This is a genomic window from Nocardioides pinisoli, assembly GCF_024199985.1.
In the GTDB taxonomy this organism is placed as follows: domain Bacteria; phylum Actinomycetota; class Actinomycetes; order Propionibacteriales; family Nocardioidaceae; genus Nocardioides; species Nocardioides pinisoli.
Genome location: NZ_JANARS010000001.1, coordinates 137,510 through 153,542, shown reverse-complemented (window position 1 = coordinate 153,542; position 16,033 = coordinate 137,510). Strand labels below are relative to the sequence as shown.

The 16,033-nt window shown below is 70.0% G+C and carries 19 protein-coding genes; 12 read left to right on the top strand and 7 right to left on the bottom strand.

The window, feature by feature from the left end; all coding sequences use genetic code 11:
• Window positions 1–181 precede the first annotated feature (181 nt).
• Window positions 182–1,579: a Shedu anti-phage system protein SduA domain-containing protein gene (locus NCI01_RS22500; RefSeq protein ID WP_254179561.1), complete on the top strand. Its 1,398-nt coding sequence runs from the start codon at window positions 182–184 to the stop codon at window positions 1,577–1,579.
• Between the two features lie 112 nt (window positions 1,580–1,691).
• On the opposite strand, the gene NCI01_RS00765 is transcribed toward NCI01_RS22500, so the two are convergent.
• Entirely contained in the window at window positions 1,692–2,348 is a 657-nt protein-coding gene (locus NCI01_RS00765; protein ID WP_254179560.1) for a hypothetical protein, read from the bottom strand.
• Window positions 2,349–2,567: 219 nt separating this feature from the next.
• Between NCI01_RS00765 and NCI01_RS00760 the strand changes: the two genes are divergently transcribed.
• Window positions 2,568–2,816 carry a hypothetical protein gene (locus tag NCI01_RS00760; RefSeq protein ID WP_254179559.1) on the top strand — a complete coding sequence of 83 codons (249 nt, stop codon included), beginning with the start codon at window positions 2,568–2,570 and terminating at the stop codon, window positions 2,814–2,816.
• Between the two features lie 72 nt (window positions 2,817–2,888).
• On the opposite strand, the gene NCI01_RS00755 is transcribed toward NCI01_RS00760, so the two are convergent.
• Window positions 2,889–4,175, bottom strand: coding sequence for an ApeA N-terminal domain 1-containing protein (locus NCI01_RS00755; protein ID WP_254179558.1), 1,287 nt, complete (start codon window positions 4,173–4,175; stop codon window positions 2,889–2,891).
• A 121-nt stretch (window positions 4,176–4,296) separates the two neighbouring features.
• On the opposite strand from NCI01_RS00755, the gene NCI01_RS00750 reads away from it, so the two are divergent.
• Entirely contained in the window at window positions 4,297–4,656 is a 360-nt protein-coding gene (locus NCI01_RS00750) for a helix-turn-helix domain-containing protein (RefSeq protein ID WP_254179557.1), read from the top strand.
• Window positions 4,657–4,696: 40 nt separating this feature from the next.
• Window positions 4,697–5,908: a tyrosine-type recombinase/integrase gene (locus tag NCI01_RS00745; RefSeq protein WP_254179556.1), complete on the top strand. Its 1,212-nt coding sequence runs from the start codon at window positions 4,697–4,699 to the stop codon at window positions 5,906–5,908.
• 116 nt (window positions 5,909–6,024) lie between these two features.
• Here the strand turns inward: NCI01_RS00745 and NCI01_RS00740 are convergent, their stop codons facing one another.
• From NCI01_RS00740 to NCI01_RS21900, 4 genes are read right to left on the bottom strand one after another with little or no spacing between them, the layout of a single operon-like run.
• Window positions 6,025–7,347, bottom strand: a complete 1,323-nt coding sequence (locus NCI01_RS00740; protein WP_254179555.1) for an MBL fold metallo-hydrolase — start codon at window positions 7,345–7,347, stop codon at window positions 6,025–6,027.
• Complete coding sequence (locus NCI01_RS00735; protein ID WP_254179554.1) at window positions 7,344–7,823, bottom strand: hypothetical protein; 480 nt, start codon at window positions 7,821–7,823, stop codon at window positions 7,344–7,346. Before NCI01_RS00735 ends, NCI01_RS00740 begins: the two co-directional genes overlap by 4 nt.
• A 41-nt stretch (window positions 7,824–7,864) precedes the next feature.
• Entirely contained in the window at window positions 7,865–8,356 is a 492-nt protein-coding gene (locus NCI01_RS00730; protein ID WP_254179553.1) for a hypothetical protein, read from the bottom strand.
• Window positions 8,357–8,402: 46 nt separating this feature from the next.
• Window positions 8,403–8,525, bottom strand: coding sequence for a hypothetical protein (locus NCI01_RS21900; RefSeq protein ID WP_302181418.1), 123 nt, complete (start codon window positions 8,523–8,525; stop codon window positions 8,403–8,405).
• Between the two features lie 300 nt (window positions 8,526–8,825).
• Here NCI01_RS21900 and leuE point away from each other — a divergent pair, with 300 nt between their 5' ends.
• The 7 genes from leuE (at window position 8,826) to NCI01_RS00695 (ending at window position 14,243) form a co-directional block, all read left to right on the top strand.
• Window positions 8,826–9,497: a leucine efflux protein LeuE gene (gene leuE / locus NCI01_RS00725; protein WP_254179552.1), complete on the top strand. Its 672-nt coding sequence runs from the start codon at window positions 8,826–8,828 to the stop codon at window positions 9,495–9,497.
• Window positions 9,498–9,630: 133 nt separating this feature from the next.
• Entirely contained in the window at window positions 9,631–9,963 is a 333-nt protein-coding gene (locus NCI01_RS00720) for a YciI family protein (RefSeq protein ID WP_254179551.1), read from the top strand.
• Between the two features lie 4 nt (window positions 9,964–9,967).
• Window positions 9,968–11,221, top strand: a complete 1,254-nt coding sequence (locus tag NCI01_RS00715; protein ID WP_254179550.1) for an RNA polymerase sigma factor — start codon at window positions 9,968–9,970, stop codon at window positions 11,219–11,221.
• Window positions 11,222–11,246: 25 nt separating this feature from the next.
• Window positions 11,247–11,975, top strand: a complete 729-nt coding sequence (locus tag NCI01_RS00710) for an SURF1 family protein (RefSeq protein WP_254179549.1) — start codon at window positions 11,247–11,249, stop codon at window positions 11,973–11,975.
• 24 nt (window positions 11,976–11,999) lie between these two features.
• Window positions 12,000–12,386: a DUF3817 domain-containing protein gene (locus NCI01_RS00705; protein ID WP_254179548.1), complete on the top strand. Its 387-nt coding sequence runs from the start codon at window positions 12,000–12,002 to the stop codon at window positions 12,384–12,386.
• Between the two features lie 13 nt (window positions 12,387–12,399).
• Entirely contained in the window at window positions 12,400–13,230 is an 831-nt protein-coding gene (locus tag NCI01_RS00700; protein WP_254179547.1) for a patatin-like phospholipase family protein, read from the top strand.
• Window positions 13,227–14,243 carry a 1-acyl-sn-glycerol-3-phosphate acyltransferase gene (locus tag NCI01_RS00695; RefSeq protein WP_254179546.1) on the top strand — a complete coding sequence of 339 codons (1,017 nt, stop codon included), beginning with the start codon at window positions 13,227–13,229 and terminating at the stop codon, window positions 14,241–14,243. Before NCI01_RS00700 ends, NCI01_RS00695 begins: the two co-directional genes overlap by 4 nt.
• A 218-nt stretch (window positions 14,244–14,461) precedes the next feature.
• Here NCI01_RS00695 and NCI01_RS00690 read toward each other — a convergent pair whose 3' ends face one another.
• Window positions 14,462–15,286: a hypothetical protein gene (locus NCI01_RS00690; protein WP_254179545.1), complete on the bottom strand. Its 825-nt coding sequence runs from the start codon at window positions 15,284–15,286 to the stop codon at window positions 14,462–14,464.
• 204 nt (window positions 15,287–15,490) lie between these two features.
• Here NCI01_RS00690 and NCI01_RS00685 point away from each other — a divergent pair, with 204 nt between their 5' ends.
• Window positions 15,491–16,003: a peptidylprolyl isomerase gene (locus NCI01_RS00685; protein ID WP_254179544.1), complete on the top strand. Its 513-nt coding sequence runs from the start codon at window positions 15,491–15,493 to the stop codon at window positions 16,001–16,003.
• The last annotated feature ends 30 nt before the right edge of the window (window positions 16,004–16,033 follow it).

Genomic DNA, 16,033 nt, shown 5'->3' with positions numbered 1-16,033 from the left:
CACTGCCCGGGATGGAGTTTTCGAAGGCCCTCTAGCTACCGGGCACGGAAGCTGCCGCCTGTTAGTCGAGAGTTTCAGCCACTCAACTGGTGGCGGCAGTGACCGCCTTCAGTAGATGCTGTTCCCGCACTCCGGGCGCTGCCGGAGGCAGGGCTGACTGAGCAATCGGGACGGGGATCACGTGGCAAAGACCGTGAGGACCTACAGCGGCTCAGGAGAATCCGTCGAGCTTCTCCGAGATCGCGGTGAGCTGGCGTTCGTGTGGCACGGCGACTTCTCTAGCGAGGAATGGGAGCTCGCTAGGTACGACCTCAGGAACCAGTTGCTCCGGATCTTTCCCAGGCAACGCTCAAGCCGCGGATTGGAAGACCAGTTCGACAGAGTCAAGGAGTTGCGAGTCGACGTCGCCACGCTTCCTAGTTGGGACGCTGAGGAACCGGTCGGCGAAAGTGAGCTTGAGGGGCACCTCGAGCTGGTCGGACTTCCGCGGGGCTTCGGCAAAATCTTCAGGTATGGATTAGGACTACAGCGTGGATACAGAGGAATCATCCACGCCCTGGAGGAGCACACAGCGTGCACCGTTGTGCACTTCCGGGCGACAGACCAGACGCCCCCCGAGGACGAGCCGGTCTTCCATCTGAGCCTCGCTCGTTTCAGCGCCTTCCGAGTTGCAGCCGACCGGAACCGAAATAGGGGCACAGCCGTAGTACGCCGTGTGAACCATGCGGAGGCGCATAACTCCGTTGCGGACCTGATCGGCGTGGAGCCCGTCACGCCAGTGTTGGGCAGGCACCCCCTCATCCGCAGCATGGCCCGCGAGGTCGCGGATCTTCCTGAGCTAGACGCAGATGATCGACGGCTACTAGTTGAAGTCGTGTCGTCACAGTCAAGGTCGGTCGCCAAGGAGAACCCCTCCGCGCTTGGGAGGCTTCGTCAGGACCTCGAACTCGTCTCTCTGGAGGCGCTTATCGAGCAGTTCGAGGCCGGTCTAACCGGGGCCGCGACCAGAGACGAGGGCTTGTGGCAGGAGTTCTTCGAAGCCAACCCATTCGCGTTACAGCAACTCTTCGCGTCGCCTGTAGTGATCTACAAGGATCAGCTCGTCGTCCGCGGAAGCAATGCGTTCGGTTCTGGCGAGCGGGTTGCCGACTTCGTCCTGGCGAACACGGTGACGAGGACCGCGCTCGTGGTCGAGATCAAGACGCCAGCAGCGCGCCTCGTCAAAGTGAGACCGTATCGGGGGACGAGCGGCTCGGAGGTGCACGTGCCTCACGGGGACTTGCTCGGAGCCATCGCTCAGGTGCAGGCCCAGATGCAATCCGCTCAGGTAGACCTTCCTGGGCTGCTCGGCAGGACGCCCGGTGCGGAAGATCTTGAAACGACGACGGTGGGCGGTGCGGTCATCGTCGGCATGGCTGGCGACCTACCTGCCGAGCAACTGCAGTCCTTCCTGCGGTTTCGTCACGGGCTCGCGGGCGTCGAGGTCATCGCATTTGACGAGGTGCTCGCGCGGCTAAGGAATCTGTGGGGGCTTCTCGCAGCACAGCGGAAGAGTCCCGGCGACGATACGAGATCTTGAGATCACTGAGCATGAGTGCGGGGTACTGCGCCAGACTCGGCCGTCGTCGGGAGGGGGTGCCGCGTCTGCCGTGCCTTTGCGTGCACATCATGGCCCGCGACGAGGGCTGGGTTCAGCGCTCCCGGCGGTAGACCACTTGGAACCGGTCCGTGAGCTGAGAGAGGTTCTCGGTGGTCAGGCTGATGTAGCCGCTTCGGTTCTTCAACACTTGGCTCAGTTCCTTCTGGGGCCAAAACAGCTCTTCGATGAAGGAGGCGAACCGGCGACCAGACTGGCGCGCGTACGCCACGGCCCTCTCCTGGTCGTCGTAGCGGCGCGAGGATGCATAGTGGATGTCGAGATCTCCGAGGTCGGCGGCCTCCGGGTCAAGGAAGGACCCGAAGACGGTGACCTCGTCGATCCATAGAGGTTTGTCAGGGTCGTCGTTGTAGGCGCGGGCTCGGTGGAGCACGCCGTCGAGGAGTGCTTCGGCCTTCGCCCGGGTGATGGGCTTCAGGAAGGAAGCGCCAGCCAGCGCCCCGCCGCGCGCCGTGGTCGTCCATTCGTCCTGCGTGTCTTTCGGTCCGCCATCCCAGTCGCGGCCCTGCGACCGCTCCAGGTAGCCGTCTGCCTCCAGTTGCTCCAGCCACTTGCGGGCCTCCGCGTCGGACACATCACGCCTCGCGGCGATGTACGACGCCGGTACGGGCTCCCAGTGGCAGAGGCGCGCGACTTCACGGGCGAGCTCCGGCTCGATTCCGCTGACGAGCGTGCCGCGCTGGAGTCGCATGAGGTGCTCCCGATCGGTTAAGTGCTGAGTTGGAGGCGCGCCAGTGGGCGCTCTGCATCCTCTCGAACAGACGGCCACTTGGGTGGCGAACTCCGAAGGATGGGGCTCGAGGGTGGCCGCTCACTTCGTGCCGGACGGCCCAGACCAACGCGTGTGACGCGATCCAAGGGTGCTCACTGCCCGAGGCTCCGTCCGCCTCATCGTCACTAGCATCACGTCATGACGGAAGAGAGCTCCACCGCAGGACGGCAACGTGTTATCGAAGGTATCGCTCAGGCTGAGGCTGCACGGGAGAGTGACGCCCCGGACCGACCGGACCGACCGGACCGACCAGACATGTTCTTCGAGGGCTATCGGGCCGGCCTTCTCGTTGCCATGTGGGCCGTTATGAACTCAGAGGGCGAGCAACCTCCCGGCGATCCTCTCGAAGCCATCGAGGCCGAGTTCAACCGCTTCCAGAAGCAATAGCTGGGTGGGCGTCGACGTCTTGCTGCTCTATGGCGGACGCGCAGCAGGGCAAGTCGTTTGCCTGGTTTCGACCTACCGTTCGGGCGTGCCCCAGAGCTCCTCGCGCACATGGCGGCCGAGCGTGTCGAGCCCTCTCGTGAACAGATGTTGGCTGGGCGCGCTGGAGCCTGAGCAGTGATCTAGGAGTACGGCAGTCAGTAGCCATCGGCCTGACATCTCCAAGGCGTGGATTGTGGCCGGGTCGGCCGGCGCATTCCGAAAGTGCTTGAGGTCCAGGTACGCCTTCCAGAACTCTTTCACCCATTGCGCTGAGTCCCCGACCCACGTGAGCCATGAAGGGTCAACGTTGCGGGCAAGGGCTCCGGGGAGATCCTCGCCGGCGCGCTTCTTCGCCCACTCCCTTGTCCGTGCATTGCTTCCGACCCAATACTCCATTGCGGCAGCCGTCGAGAGGATGCGTGCCTCCGGGGTCTGATTCGAGAACAAGGCGTGCCTGACGACGGGCTCGACAGCACGGCGATGCTGGACGACAAGGCGGACCCAAGACGCAACCGCCTCCACGCCCCCGAACTTGTCCAGTTTCAGATAGGGGAACTCGTGGGTCGTGTCACCAAGTGGATCCAACGAGATCATCGTTCTCTCCCACAAGGGGCAGTAGCCGGTCTGGGATTCTGAGAGCTTGGCCCCACCACTTGAGGCGGTCGGTGTCACTCGGTGGGCTATGGCCAGTAGGGCATGCACAGCATCAAGACGCATCATGTGCTCGTCGATGGATCGTCGGTCCTCGGATTCGATGGTGATGACAAGTGGCGCAGTCAGGGTTCGCCGATCAAACGGCCCCGTGACCGAGTGACCCGCTGAGAACCTCAACGTGAAGCCCTCATCGAGCGGGGCCGCCGTGCCTGCGTGCCATCGGAGTTCCGCAGCCCAGCCAACGATTCGCCCGTCTTCCACCACCGGCTCGTCCTTCAGGTGCCGGTCACCGGCCCACCCCGATAGGCCGTAGTAGCGAAGCTGAACCGCGATGACCGTGTCCCCGTCGATGTCGTCCACGGCTGGATCGAGCACCAGACATCGCGAGCGGTACCGCGCTGTGGGGAATCCGCCCCACGAACTGCTGCGCTGGGCGATGGACAACATCAGCACGTCGCCGACTTCGGTTTCCCCGAAGACCGCTGAGCACTCCACGGGAAGTCTCTCCCCATCCAGATGATCGTCACTCGCAATGAAGGTGAGCTCGGCATGCTCGTCGCTCAACTTGAGCATGCCTGAACCGGGCTCCTGCGGCACGGCGGAGAGTGGCTGGAACGTCCCAACGACGCCGCCCCGGATGCGCTCCCACTGGCCGGACGAGGACATCCCAGAAAGGTAGTCGAACTGCCCGCCGCGCTGCGGACGACCACGCTGACCAGCTTGTAGATCGAAGCGGGTCCGTAGCGCCGGGGTGCACGGACTTGCCGGTCCCGCTCACAAGCTGGGCATGAAGAGACAGAACGAAGACTGCTGTGCACCAGTGATGACTGGTGAGGACCTGTCCCGATACCTCGGCGTCCCCGTCGCGACGCTGTACGCCTGGAGGAACAAGAGGACCGGACCCAACTCGGGCCGCGACGGCCGCTACCTGCGGTACATGCGCGCCGAGGTGGACGTGTGGCTGGGATTCCACAGCTGCGTGGCACTGATGAGCCCTGCCGAGATGTCTCACTACTTGCGCTACTCGGTTGCGACGCTACGCAACTGGCGGTCGCGCGGCGAAGGGCCCGGGTACGCCCGAGTCGGCAAGCACATCCGCTACCCGCGCGAAGGCGCGGACGCGTTCCTCACCGGCAACGCCGCCTGACCTCGATAGCCTCCGACCACCCACACAAAGGACCCAGACCATGTCCAAGGCGCCCCTGCCGATCGGCAGCCACGGGAAGATCACGACCGAGATCGACGCGAAGAAGGGCCACTGGGTGGCGCGGACCTCATTCAAGGACCCCGACGGGGTGACTAGGCCGGTACGGGGCGAAGGGCCGACCAAGGGTAAAGCGGAGGCGAAGCTGCGCGAGAACATCGCGAACCGCCGCCGGACCAGCGGAGCCATCGGCGCCAGCACCAAGGTGAACGTCGTCGCGGATGAGTGGTTCAAGCGGAAGAAGCAGAGCATCGACGCAGACTCCATCCCGACGTACGAGTGGGCGCTGAAGCACGTTCGTCCGAGGTGGGGAAACCTCCGTGTGCGCGATGTGGTCGCCGGCGAGGTCGAGAAGTGGTTGCTCGAGCTGGAGGTCAGTCACCAACTGCCTCGCACGGTGCTGAAGCAGATCATGGAGCTGGCGAGGAAGTACGGAGCGATCGACAGGAATCCCGTCGACGACGTCGGGGACATCGTCAAGCCGCGCAAGCGCAAGAAGCCACGCGCCCTTAAGCCGTCGGAGTTGCTCGCGGTCAGGGACGCGATAACCGCGTGGGAGAACCAGCTCGACTCTCGCGGCCGCCCGCGTTACCGCGCCATCCCGTTACGTCTCGCCCTCATCTTGGAGTTGGTGACCGGTACCCGCATCGGTGAGGTCCTGGCGATCAACTGGTGCGACATCGACCTCGACACCGGCGTAGTCGATCTGAGCCACCAGGTGAAGTTTCGCAAGGGCGAGGGTCTGATCAGGAAGCCGACCAAGACCGAGGCTGGCGAGCGCGAAGTGCACTCGCTGCCGGCCCCGGTGATCGCGATGCTGCGCGCGCTCTTGTCCGAACTGCCTCCAGGCACTGAACGTTCCGACACCCCGGTGCTCCGATCCAGGACCGGTGGCTACCTCACCCCACATAACGTCCGCCGTGCGTGGACGGCAGCTCGGAAGCTCTCCGATGTGGACCTCTCCTGGGTGTCGCCTCACTCGCTGCGCAAGACGGCCGGTACGTCGGTCGGCCAGGTCGCCGGCTCGCTGGCCGGTGCGGCTTTCCTGGGGCAGCGCGGTACTAAGGTCTTCGAGGAGCACTACTGGGACCCCAAGCGCGTACTCCCCGACCTCCGAGTCATCACTGGCGGCCTCGTAGAGGGCTGGAGCGACGAAACCGGTGACGACAAGGTGACGAGAATGGACCCCAGGTGACGGGATTAAACGAGAGGTCAAACCGCGCCAAGACGACCATCCTGAGCGGGAACCGGGACTCTGGGGACAGGACGAAAAGCCAACGGCGTTAACAGGGGGTTAGGGGTTCGAGTCCCCTAGGCTCCACCACGCCCGGCTGAGGGCAGGTTTGCGGCCGTCGAGCCCGACCTCGCGAACGCGCGAACCCGGCGGGCGATGCCCGGCCCCGCCAGAGGCATCCCGTGCCCGCTCGCGAGCACGGCGGGCTCGAGGTCGGCGAGCCGCTCGATCGAGGCGCGAGCAACAGCTCGGTCCCACGTGGTGTACCAGGGCGGGCCCGAGAGGCCCGGGCGGCCACCGAGCAGTCCGAACAGACTGTTGAGCCGCATCGTGACCAGCGCATCGCCCGAGACCAGTACGCCGTCGGCGGGCCGGAAGTAGGAGACGTGTCCAGGGGTGTGCCCTGGCGTGGGCACGCACTCCCAGTCGGGCAGCCCCGGGACCGGTCCACCGGGCTTCAGCACGCGCGCCAGGCCGGTCAGGCTGCCGGTGGCCAGGATGCGATCGCGGCGTCGTCGGCCCACGACACGCAACAGCGGCAGGACGACCCACCGGTCCAGCGGGGCGGCCACCCGCCGCATGGCCGACAGGTCGCCGGTGGCGATCGGCAGCTCGGCCGGGTGCAGGTGCACCGGGCAGCCCCACCCGCGTGCCAGCTCCGCGGCCGCTCCGGAGTGATCGGGATGGGCGTGGGTGAGCAGGATGGCTCCGGCCGGGACGTCGCCGAAGAGGCCGCGGGCGGCGGCGCGGATCCGCGTGGCGTCCGAGCTCCAGCCGGTGTCGACGAGCACCCAGCCGGTCTCGGTGCGCACGGCGTAGGCGTTGGTCTGCGTGCGACCCCACGGACCGAGCTGGAACACGTGCGGCGCCACCTCGTGGTGGTCCAGCACCTGGAGGACCGGGTATCTCTCGGCGACCGCGTCGAGCTGGCTGAGGGTGGGGTGCTCGAGACCGAAGTAGTCGCGGGTCGCCCGGTCGGCGACGTCCGGACCGCTGCGTCGACGGGCTGCGGCGACGTAGGCGGCCAGCACGTCTGCCCGCTCGTGCACGGGCACCTCCCTGAGCCGGACCCGCCGGGCACCGCGTTGGCGCAGCACGGCCTCTCCCGAGGCGGCGCGGACGTTGCGGACCCACTGGGACTCGCCGGCCAGGGAGACCAGGTAGGTGGCGCCCCGGTGCTCGGTGAGCAGGACCGGCGTCCGGCGCGTACGACCGCTCGTCCGGCCGCGAACCTCGAGGGTCACCGCGTCGCGTGGCGCCAGGCCCCACGTGGTCAGCGGCACGCCGACCAGGTGGTTCAGTCGTCGGTACCAGGCCTGCGGGGGCCGGTAGCGGACGCGGGCGGCGTAGTGCTGGGGCGGGAAGAGCTGCTCCAGCACCCTCTTCACGCCGGTCGTCATGGCAGCTGGTTCCGTCCCCGCCTGTCGCCGGCGCCGCGGCGCATGCGGGCGGCAGCGGGGGCCAGGACGATGCCGGCGACCGCGACCGGCCAGAGGTGCCCCGCGGTGACGTCGTACGCGCGGATCAGGGTCTCCCAGCTGTCGCCGTTGACGTAGTGCCCGCCGAGGAACTCGAAGGCGACCGTGAGGGCACCCCACAGCGCGCCTGCCTCCAGCGCCTCCCGGGTCGAGGAGGTGGGATGCCGGCGATCGACCACGACGGCCCAGGGCAGAACGATCGCGAGCAGCGTCGCGTTTGACAGCTGCTCCGCGGGCAGCACGCCCAGGACGGGCTCGTAGGCACGGTGGACGCCTCCGTTCACCACGGAGAGACCCAGGACCCCGAGCCAGCCCGTGGCCCACGGGCGCCAGAGGGTCGACACCTCGGATGCGAGAGGTGCGCGGGTCGACGTCCCGGTGCTGTCCTGCTCGGTCATCATCACCTCCGGTGACGGGTCCGTACGCGTGGCCGGTCGCCTCACGCGGGCGCTGGCGTCGCCGACGGCGTACGGGTCGACGTGGTGGCGGCGCGTCGTTCGGCTCGCAGGAGCAGCCCGAGCGTCACGATCATGAGGGGCGCCCAGATCCACAGGACGCCTCCGAAGGCCAGCTGCCCGACGTGGAACCCGATGAGGGCGCCGAGCCCGATCTGGGTCAGGCGCCCGCCGCTGAGCACCAGGGCGCCGGCCGCGGCCTCGGCGACGACCAGCAGCGCGATGAGGAGCTCGACGTGCGGGACCACCAGCGAGGCCCAGGTGTCCCGGACGAACGCGAACGGGGACGGGTCGGCGAAGTCGGTGTAGTAGTCGGGCTGCCACACCAGGTAGATCGCGTTGACGGCGGCACCGAAGGCGATGAAGAGGATGCCGATCGCCCACCGGCCCACCAGGCGCGCGCGACGACTCCGACCGGCACGCAGGGCGGCGACGAAGGCCACGCCGCCCAGGACGAGCCACATGATCCTCTCCATCGGACCCCCCGATCCGTGCGTCAGCGCGCCGAGGCGCGCCGGAGCGTCAGGCCTGGTCGCGCCCGTCGTGGTCGACGACCTGCACCAGGTAGTCCGGCGACACCCCCGTGTCGGCGAACCGGATCTCGATCCCCCATGTCGTCTGCTGCGCGCTGCGTCCCGGCACCATGCCGTCCCCCTCGTGGTTCGGCCCGTCGCGCGAGCGACGCACGACGGAGCCACTGATGTGTTGGATTGGGGAGACGGCAGGACTGGCACACAGCCTCATGGGCGAGAACCCCCCGGATCCGCCACCGGGCCTCCTGGCTCTGGCCCTGCCGTCTCCATCCCCACTCAACCAGCGCGTCCGTTCCTGTCGCAGGGGCGAATGGCCCCACTGCCCGGGTCCCCGGGCCCGCACCGCGCCGACAAGCGGCCCACCCCTCGAAATCGGCCCCGGACAGCCCTCGGCTGGCCGCACACTGGTCGCGTGCTGGGCATCACCGACCTCCCGACCTACCTCGTCGGCCTCGTCCTGATCATCCTGCTGCCGGGCCCGAACTCGCTCTACGTCCTCTCCGTCGCCGCGCGGCGCGGGGTCAGAAGCGGGTACGCCGGCGCGGCGGGCGTGTGGACGGGCGACGCGGTGCTGATGACCCTGTCCGCGGCCGGGGTCGCCTCGCTGCTCCAGGCCAACGAGGCGGCGTTCGCGGTCGTGAAGTGGGCCGGGGCGTCGTACCTCCTCTGGCTCGCGATCGGGATGCTGCGGGCGGCGTGGGGCATGTGGCGCTCGCGCCTGACCGTCGCCGAGCAGATCGCCGACGCGGCCGTCGAGGCCGGCGTCGAGCCACGGTCCCGGGGCGAACGGCCCTATCGGCGCGCGCTGGTGATCAGCCTGCTCAACCCCAAGGCGATCCTCTTCTTCGTCGCCTTCTTCGTGCAGTTCGTCGACCCGGCCTACGCCCACCCCGTCGTCTCGTTCCTCGCCCTCGGGACGCTCGCGACCCTGGCCAGCGCGGCGTACCTCAGCGTGCTGATCTTCGCCGGCACCCGGCTCGCCGACGCCTTCCGGCGCCGCCAGGCGTTGTCCGCCACCGCCACCTCCGCGGTGGGCGCGGTGTTCGTCGGCTTCGCGGTCAAGCTCGCCCTCGCCTCCGCCTGAGGTCGCAGCAGGACAGGAACGGGCGGCACTGGAAATTCGTCCCGCGACGGTGTCGTATCGAGGTCAGCGCGTTCGTAGTAGGGGTGAGGAGCCGCCCGCAGGGGGTGGCCCAGACCGCTGGAGATGAGCTGACATGCACTACCTCTTCACCGTCATCGGAGACACCGACAACCCCGCCGACGACTCGGCACCCGGCGCGATCGACGCCTTCAACGACCGCCTCAAGTCCGAGGGGCGCTGGGTGTTCGGCGGCGGCCTCACGTCCCCGGACCACGCGACGGTCACCGACAGCCGCGGCGACCAGCCCGTCTTCAGCGACGGGCCCTTCGTGGAGTCGAAGGAGTACCTCGCCGGCTTCTGGGTGGTCGAGGCCGACGACCTCGACGTCGCCCTCGCGCTGTCCGCCGACGCGTCCCGGGCGTGCCACCGCAAGATCGAGGTGCGTCCCTTCGACGGGATCGCCTGAGCCGGTGGCCGACCCCGGGCTCGACGAGGTCCTGGCCCGGGTCCACCGCGACGAGTGGGCCCGGGTCGTGGCCACCGTCGCCCGACGCTTCGGCGACCTCGACGTCGCCGAGGACGCCACCGCCGAGGCGTTCGCCACCGCCGTCGAGCGGTGGCGCGCCGACGGCCCACCGCCCAACCCGGGTGCCTGGCTGACCACCACCGCGGGCAACAAGGCGCTCGACCGCGTACGCCGCGAGAGCCGGCGCGACGCCAAGCAGAGGCAGGCCCACATGCTCAGCGAGCAGATCGCGGGACCACCAGAGCCGACCGGGCCGGTCGAGGACGAACGACTCCGGCTGCTCTTCACGTGCGCGCACCCGGCGCTCGCCATGGAGGCGCGCATCGCGCTCACCCTGCGCATGGTCGGCGGCCTCACGGTGGCCGAGATCGCGCACGCGTTCCTGGTGCAGGAGACCACCATGGCGCAGCGGATCACCCGCGCGAAGGCGAAGATCAAGGCCGCCCGCGTCCCGTGGCGCGTCCCCGACGCGGCCGACCTCCCGGCACGCATCGACGGCGTGCTCACCGTGCTCTACCTCGTCTTCAACGAGGGCTACCTGGCCAGCGGTGGCGACACCGACCCGGTGCGTGCCGACCTCACGGGTGAGGCGATCCGTCTCGTGCGCCTGGTGCGCGAGCTGCTGCCGGACGACGGCGAGGTGGTCGGCCTGCTCGCCCTGATGGTGCTCACCGAGGCGCGACGCACGGCACGGGTGTCCGCGACGGGGGAGCTGGTCACCCTCAACCGGCAGGACCGGGGCGCGTGGGACCGCGACCTGGTCGCCGAGGGGCACGCGCTGGTGCGCGAGCGGCTCGCGACCGGGCGGCCACCGGGCCGCTACCAGCTGCTGGCCGCGATCAACGCCGTCCACACCGACGCCGCCGACGCCCGTGACACGGACTGGTCGCAGGTCGTCGCGCTCTACGACCAGCTGGCCCGTCTCGACCCCTCGCCGGTCGTGGCGCTCAACCGCGCGATCGCGGTCGCCGAGCTCGACGGCCCCCACGTCGGCCTCGCCCAGGTCGAGGCCCTCGCCGCTCCCCTCGCCGGCTACCACGCGTTCCACGCGACCCGGGCCGACCTGCTGCGCCGCCTGGGCCGCAGCGCGGAGGCGCGGGCGGCCTACGACCGGGCGATCGACCTCTCCGGCAACACCGCCGAGATGGCGTACCTCACGCGCAGGAGGGACGAGCTCCCGGCCGCCGGCGGTCGGTGACCGGCCGGCTGGGACAATCGAGGCCGTGACCGCGCCCCGCCGACCCGGCCTGCTGACCGACCTCGGCGCAGCGGTCCTGGCGCTCGTGCTGGTCGGGGTCGCGGGCATGCTGGGGAAGTGGCAGTACGACGCCTGGCAGGCGTCGCGCGAGGCCGAGGCGCGCGACCTCACCGGCATCGCGCCCGTGCCGCTCGACGAGGTGATGGGCAACGACGACCCGTTCCCCGCCCCCGACCTGGGCCGTCCCGTCGAGGCGTCCGGCGAGTGGCTCGACGGCGGCTTCTGGGTCGCCGACCGCGACCGCGGGGACGAGCCGGGCTTCTGGGCGGTCGCCCCGCTGCAGACGGGTGACGCGGCGGTGCTCGTCGTACGCGGCTGGGCGCCCGAGCCCGACGCCGACCTGCTCGCCGTGGCGGGCGAGGCGGAGGTGACCGGCTGGCTGCAGCCCCCGGAGGGCACGCTGGTCGTCGACGACGACCCTTCCGACGACGTCTTCCCCGAGATCCGTGTCGCCGACGCCGTGCAGCGCGTCGACGTGGACCTCTGGTCGGCGTACGTCATCAGCCAGGACGCCGGCCCCGGGCTGGAGCAGGCCGAGCTGGCGTCGCTGCCCACCCCGAGCCGCTCGACCGGCATTCGCAACCTGCTCTACGCCGTCGAGTGGTGGGTCTTCGGGGCGTTCGCCGCCTTCATCTGGTGGCGCTGGCGGCGCGACGCCACCGCCCCCGAGCTGCCCTCGCCGACTGCCGGATAGGTGGCGCCGGATATCTTGGCCGCCGTGTCCCGCACCCTCACCGCCTACCGCGTCATGGCCTCCATCGTGGGCGTCCTGCTCGTGGTGCTCTGCCTGGTCGGCGTCCCGCTGGCCAACTTCGACGGCTCCCCGATGTGGGGCGTCTTCGACAGCACGCCGACGTGGGTCTCGACCGGCTCCGACGCCCAGCACGCCGGTGAGCTGATCACGACCTACCTCGGCGTCGCGCACGGCTGGCTCTACATGATCTTCCTCTTCAGCGCGTTCCTGCTGTCGCGTCGCGCCGGATGGGACTTCCCCTTCACCCTCGTGACCCTCGTCTGCGGCACCATCCCGGTGGTCTCCTTCTGGGCGGAGCACCGCGCGACCAAGCGCGTACGCGCCGAGCACCCCGCGCTCGTCCGGACCTGACTACGCTCCCCCCATGACCACCGCGTTCGTGCTCGGCGGAGGTGGGGTGCTGGGCGCGGTCGAGGTCGGCATGCTCCGGGCCCTGCTGGAGCGCGACATCGTCCCGGACCTCGTCCTCGGCACGAGCGTCGGCGCGCTCAACGGCGCGCTGGTCGCCCGGCAGCCCGAGCTCGAGGTGGTGGACCGGCTCACCGAGCTGTGGGCGGCCACCGCGCAGGGCCGTGACGTCTACGGCGACCGCCCGCTGCGCACGGTGCGGCGGGCCGTGTCGACCGGCACCCACATCTACTCCTCCGCGCCGCTGCGGGCCCGCCTCGAGGCCGAGCTCGGCGACGCCCGGTTCGAGGACCTGCCCGTGCGGCTCGAGGTGTGCGCGGCGAGCATCGAGCGCGCCGCCGAGCACTGGTTCACCGAGGGCCCCATCGTGCCCGCCATCCTCGCCAGCGCCGCCGTGCCCGGCCTGCTCCCGCCGGCAGAGGTCGACGGGGAGCACTTCCTCGACGGCGGGCTGGTCAACTCGATCCCCGTGGGGCGGGCCGTCGAGCTCGGCGCCACCCGCGTCTTCGTGCTGCAGGTCGGGCGCATCGACCGACCGCTCAAGGTGCCGACCCGGCCGTGGGAGGTCGCCCGGGTGAGCTTCGAGGTCGCCCGCCGCCACCGCTTCATGCGCGACATGGCCACGATCCCCGACGGCGTGGAGGCCCACGTGCTGCCGGCTGCCGGCACGTCGCCACGCGACGACTCGCTGCTCTCCCACCGCGACTTCTCCGGCGTCCAGGCCCGCATCGACGCGACGTACGCCGCTTCCCGCGACTTCCTCGACGACGCGCTCGGCCGGGCATGAGCCGCCCGCTCGTCTGGGTCCTGCGGCGGCTGGTCGTGGCTCCGGCGGTGGTGGGCCTGACGGTGTTGATGTGGCTCACCCTGCCCGGCTGGCTGCTCGTCGCGGCGGCGCTGTCGCCGGTGCTGCCCGGGCGGTGGCGTGCGTTGCGCGTGCTGTGGCTGGTCCTGCTGTACGCCACCTTCGAGACGCTGCTGCTGGCGGTGCTGCTCGGCCTGTGGCTGGCCAGCGGCTTCGGCTGGCGGATCCGCTCGCCCTACTTCGCCGGCATCCACTACGACCTGGTGCAGGGCACCCTGATCGCGTTCTTCCGCGAGGCGCGGCGGGTGCTGGCGCTGCGCATCCGCACCGACGGGCCGCAGCCGTCGCGGTGGCCGGACGGGCCGGTGCTGGTGATGTGCCGCCACGCGGGACCGGGCGACTCGTTCGTGCTGATGTATGCGCTGCTGCACTGGTACCACCGCGAGCCGCGGGTCGTCCTCAAGAACACCCTGGCGTGGGACCCCGCGATCGACGTCATCCTCAACCGGGTGCCGGCGCGCTTCATCTCCCCCAACCCGGCGGCCGGTGAGGACCTGGAGTCGCACATCGCGTCGCTCGCCACCGACCTCGACGTCAACGACGCCTTCGTGATCTTCCCCGAGGGCGGCAACTTCACCGCCGCGCGGCGCGACCGGGCGATCGCCCGGCTCCGCAAGCTCGGCCTGGAGCGGATGGCGGTGCGCGCGGAGGAGATGATCCACGTGCTGGCGCCGCGCCCCGGCGGCGTACTGGCGGCGCTCGACGCGGCACCCGAGGCCGACGTGCTGATGGTCGCCCACACCGGCCTCGACCACCTGCTGACCGTCGGCGACCTGTGGCGCGAGCTGCCGATGGACAAGCAGATCACCATGCGCTGGTGGCGGGTCGCGCGTGAGGAGATCCCGGCCGACCGGGAGGAGCGCATCGAGTGGCTCTTCGAGTGGTGGGAGCGGATCGACGACTGGATCGAGGACAACCGCCTCGAGGTGCCCTGAGGTCGCTCCCCGCCCGGTGGCACGGTGGAGCGGTGGCGGCCCGGCCCCGGGGCGGTGCGTGAGGGGGCTTTCGGGACGCCCGATTTCTCCTGGGACACCGCCGCCCGGGCGCGTCGTACCGGACACGCAGACGGGCGGTGCGTGAGGAGGGTTCCGTGTCTCCGAGATCCCCTTCACGCACCGCCCGGTGCGCGGTGCTGGCGTGGTGCGGGTGCTGCTCAGCCCTTGCGCGTCGCGTCGTCGATGTCGATGACCTCGGCGGGGGCGTCGGGGTCGGTCGGCGGGTGCGCCTCCTCGACGGCGTCGCTGATCGCCTCGCCCGGGGCGCCACCACCGATGTCGTCGGTGGCCGGCGGCTCGGCGGTCACGACGTCGTCGGCCGTGACCTCCTCGGGCAGCGGGTCGGTGAGCGGGTCGCCGCCGGGCGCAGCCGACGTGGTGGCCGGCGAGGCGGGCGTGGGCGGCGGGGTCGCGGCAGTCGACGTGGGGGTCGACGGCGCGGGCTTGGGCGGGGCCGGCGGCACGTAGGTCGACTGCCAGTTGGCCTCGGCGTCCTGCTTGCCCTTGAGCTTGGTGAACACGAAGCCGCCGATGGCGAGCAGGCCGGTCACCAGGAGCAGCTTCTTGAGCTTGCCGCCCTTGGGCTCGGGCTCGATGCCGCGCAGCTCGTTGACCTTGGCGGCGGCCAGGTCGCGTCCCTCGGCCGCACGCTCGGCGGCGAGGGAGGCCGCGACGGCGGCCTTGTCGGCGGCGTTGGCACGGGCCTCGGCCAGCACCGGGGCGGCCTTCTCGCGCGCCTCGGCGCTCTTGGCGGCAGCCAGGGCGGCGCCGGCGGTGGCCGCCTCGGTCGCGCGGGTGCGGCCCTCCTCGAACAAGGGCTGGGCCTTGTCACGGGCATCGGCGATCGCGGGCCCGGCCTTCTCCACCGCCTGCTCCCAGGCCGACTCCAGCTGCGGGATGACGGTGTCGGCGACGGTCTCCGAGACCTGCTCGACATAGTCGTGGGCGCGGTCCATCAGGGACTTCTTGCGGCCGAAAGGCATGCGTGACCTCCTCAGTGATTGTTGCTCCATCTCACCACGGGCACCCTGACGCGGCCAGCCCCGTCCGGGTGTGCGGGACGTACGACGTCACGCGGGTGCCCTGCCTGGCTCGGGCGTGGGCGCGGCGTGGCAGGATCGAGGCGCACGGCAGCCGTGCCGCGCCACCACCGACGTACGACAGACCCACAGCTGAGAGGCACTCCCATGGCCGACCCCAAGGCGACCTTCAAGACCAACCGGGGCGACATCGTCGTCAACCTGTTCCCCCACCACGCGCCCGAGACCGTCGACAACTTCGTCGGCCTCGCCGAGGGCACCAAGGACTACCGCGACGACGCCGGCCGCTCGGGCGAGAGGTACTACGACGGCCTCGGCTTCCACCGCGTCATCGACGGCTTCATGATCCAGGGCGGCTGCCCGCTCGGCACCGGCACCGGCGGCCCGGGCTACACCTTCAAGGACGAGATCCACCCCGAGCTCGTCTTCGACAAGCCCTACCTGCTCGCGATGGCCAACGCCGGCCCGGGCACCAACGGCTCCCAGTTCTTCATCACCGTCGGCGCCACCCCGTGGCTCAACCGCAAGCACACGATCTTCGGCGAGGTGGCCGACCAGGCCAGCCGCGACGTGGTCGACGCGATCGCCACCACGCCCACCGGTGCGATGGACCGCCCGCAGGACGCCGTGGTGATCGAGTCGGTCACCATCGAGCGCTGACCCACCCGGCCCGCAGCAGACCCGCGACGC

Excerpts from the sequence above, each read along its gene's own strand:
- NCI01_RS00745 (WP_254179556.1), top strand. The coding sequence starts at position 4,697 with ATGTCCAAGGCGCCCCTGCCGATCGGCAGCCACGGGAAGATCACGACC.
- NCI01_RS00750 (WP_254179557.1), top strand. The coding sequence starts at position 4,297 with ATGAAGAGACAGAACGAAGACTGCTGTGCACCAGTGATGACTGGTGAG.
- NCI01_RS00735 (WP_254179554.1), bottom strand. The coding sequence starts at position 7,823 with ATGACCGAGCAGGACAGCACCGGGACGTCGACCCGCGCACCTCTCGCA.
- NCI01_RS00730 (WP_254179553.1), bottom strand. The coding sequence starts at position 8,356 with ATGGAGAGGATCATGTGGCTCGTCCTGGGCGGCGTGGCCTTCGTCGCC.
- NCI01_RS00700 (WP_254179547.1), top strand. The coding sequence starts at position 12,400 with ATGACCACCGCGTTCGTGCTCGGCGGAGGTGGGGTGCTGGGCGCGGTC.
- NCI01_RS00740 (WP_254179555.1), bottom strand. The coding sequence starts at position 7,347 with ATGACGACCGGCGTGAAGAGGGTGCTGGAGCAGCTCTTCCCGCCCCAG.
- NCI01_RS00685 (WP_254179544.1), top strand. The coding sequence starts at position 15,491 with ATGGCCGACCCCAAGGCGACCTTCAAGACCAACCGGGGCGACATCGTC.
- NCI01_RS21900 (WP_302181418.1), bottom strand. The coding sequence starts at position 8,525 with ATGGTGCCGGGACGCAGCGCGCAGCAGACGACATGGGGGATCGAGATC.
- NCI01_RS00695 (WP_254179546.1), top strand. The coding sequence starts at position 13,227 with ATGAGCCGCCCGCTCGTCTGGGTCCTGCGGCGGCTGGTCGTGGCTCCG.
- NCI01_RS00690 (WP_254179545.1), bottom strand. The coding sequence starts at position 15,286 with ATGCCTTTCGGCCGCAAGAAGTCCCTGATGGACCGCGCCCACGACTAT.
- NCI01_RS00755 (WP_254179558.1), bottom strand. The coding sequence starts at position 4,175 with ATGTCCTCGTCCGGCCAGTGGGAGCGCATCCGGGGCGGCGTCGTTGGG.
- NCI01_RS00765 (WP_254179560.1), bottom strand. The coding sequence starts at position 2,348 with ATGCGACTCCAGCGCGGCACGCTCGTCAGCGGAATCGAGCCGGAGCTC.
- NCI01_RS00760 (WP_254179559.1), top strand. The coding sequence starts at position 2,568 with ATGACGGAAGAGAGCTCCACCGCAGGACGGCAACGTGTTATCGAAGGT.
- NCI01_RS00720 (WP_254179551.1), top strand. The coding sequence starts at position 9,631 with ATGCACTACCTCTTCACCGTCATCGGAGACACCGACAACCCCGCCGAC.